Below are 1,827 nucleotides of genomic sequence, written 5' to 3' on the forward strand. Positions count from 1 at the left end.
CCGGAGTTCAACCCGAGGCAGCGGGCCTTCTACTACGTCCGCGTGCTCGAGAACCCCTCCTGCCGCTGGTCCACCTGGGACGCCCTGCGCAACGGCACGCCCCCCAACCCCAAGCTCGCACCCACCATCATGGAACGCGCCTGGTCCTCGCCCATCTGGTACGAGCCGGCGGCATAAGAGAAACTCGAACGTCAGGCCGGGAGGGCCCGCGATGACCACGAAGAAACTGGCCATGCTGCGCTATGCGGCGCCCGCGGTGGCGGTCGGCGTCCTGATCGGCGGCGGAGCCGTGGTGGCGCAGGCCGTGCAGGGACAGAAGCCGGCCCCGAAACCGGCCGCCGCCGCGCGGCCCGCGGCCAAGGCGGCCCCGGCGCCCACCCGCCTGCCCGGGCACAACACCGACCGCAACGCCTATTTCGGCGACCTGCACGTCCACACCTACCTGTCGTTCGACGCCTACATCTTCAACGTCCGCAAGTCGCCAGACGACGCCTACCGCTTCGCCAAGGGCGAGGCGATCGGCCACGCCGCCGGATTCGACATCCGCCTGCAGGGCGGGCCGCTGGACTTCGCGGGCGTCACCGACCACGCCGAGTTCATGGGGGCCATCCGCGAGGCGGCCGATCCGCACAGCCCGCTGTCGAAACTGCCGATCACCCAGGGCCTCTTCTCCAACGATCCCAAGGAAATCGGGCAGGCGTTCCAGCGGGTGGTCACGGGCTTCCGGGACGGCACCCTGCCGCCGGAGTTCAGCTCGCCCGAGATCGCCTCGCGCGCCTGGCGCGAGGTGCAGGACGCCGCCGCCCGGAACTACGCGCCGGGCCGGTTCACCACCTTCATCGGCTACGAGTACACCTCGGCGCCCGACGGCCGGAACCTGCACCGGAACGTCATCTTCAAGGGCTCGAAGGTCGCCGCCCTGCCCTATTCGGCGAATGCGTCGCGCGACCCGGAGAACCTCTGGAAGGCCATGGACGGCTGGCGTGCGAACGGCGTCGAGGCCCTGGCGATCCCGCACAACTCGAACGGCTCGGACGGGCTGATGTTCGACACCGTCCGGATGAACGGCAAGCCCATCGACAGGGCCTACGCCGACCTGCGCATGCGCAACGAGCCGCTGGTCGAGATCAGCCAGATCAAGGGCACGTCCGAGACCCATCCCTCGCTGTCGCCCAACGACGAGTGGGCGAACTTCGAGATCATGGAGAGCTACATCGGCACGAACCGGGCGATCACGAAGTTCGCCGGCGGCTATGTGCGCCGGGCGCTGCAGGACGGGATCATCTTCCGCGAAAAGGTCGGCGCGAACCCGTTCAAGTTCGGCTTCATCAGCTCGTCCGACACCCACAACGCCTCTCCCGGCAGCGTCGAGGAGCCCAACTACTTCTCCAAGACCGGCCGGCCGGACTCCCGGCCCGACCTGCGCGGGTCGGCGCCACCGAACGGCGCCAAGAGCTGGGAAGGCGTCGACGCCGCCGCGGCGGGCGGCCGCTACCAGGCCTGGGGCGCGTCGGGCCTGGCGGGTGTCTGGGCCGAGGAGAACAGCCGCGACGCGATCTATGCGGCGCTGCGGCGCAAGGAGACGTTCGCCACCTCGGGTCCGCGGATCAAGGTGCGGTTCTTCGCCAGCTACGACTTCCCGGCCGATCTCCTGAGCCGCACCGACACCGTGCGCCAGGCCTACGCCCGCGGCGTGCCCATGGGGGGGGACCTGCTGGCGGCCAAGGGCAAGGCCCCGCAGTTCCTGGTGTGGGCGGTGCGCGATCCCCGGGCCGGCTACCTGCAGCGGGCCCAGGTGGTGAAGGGCTGGATCGAGAACGGCCAGGC

At 70.1% G+C, this 1,827-nt stretch carries 2 protein-coding genes; both read left to right on the forward strand.

Going from position 1 to position 1,827, the window contains the following annotated elements; translation table 11 throughout:
* A partial coding sequence (locus tag JNK30_RS22995; RefSeq protein ID WP_367118751.1) for a DUF3604 domain-containing protein occupies positions 1–177 on the forward strand: 177 nt, incomplete at its 5' end.
* A gap of 34 nt (positions 178–211) precedes the next feature.
* A partial coding sequence (locus JNK30_RS13695) for a DUF3604 domain-containing protein (RefSeq protein WP_293482956.1) occupies positions 212–1,827 on the forward strand: 1,616 nt, incomplete at its 3' end.

This window comes from Phenylobacterium sp. (assembly GCF_016793225.1).
Lineage (GTDB): Bacteria > Pseudomonadota > Alphaproteobacteria > Caulobacterales > Caulobacteraceae > Phenylobacterium.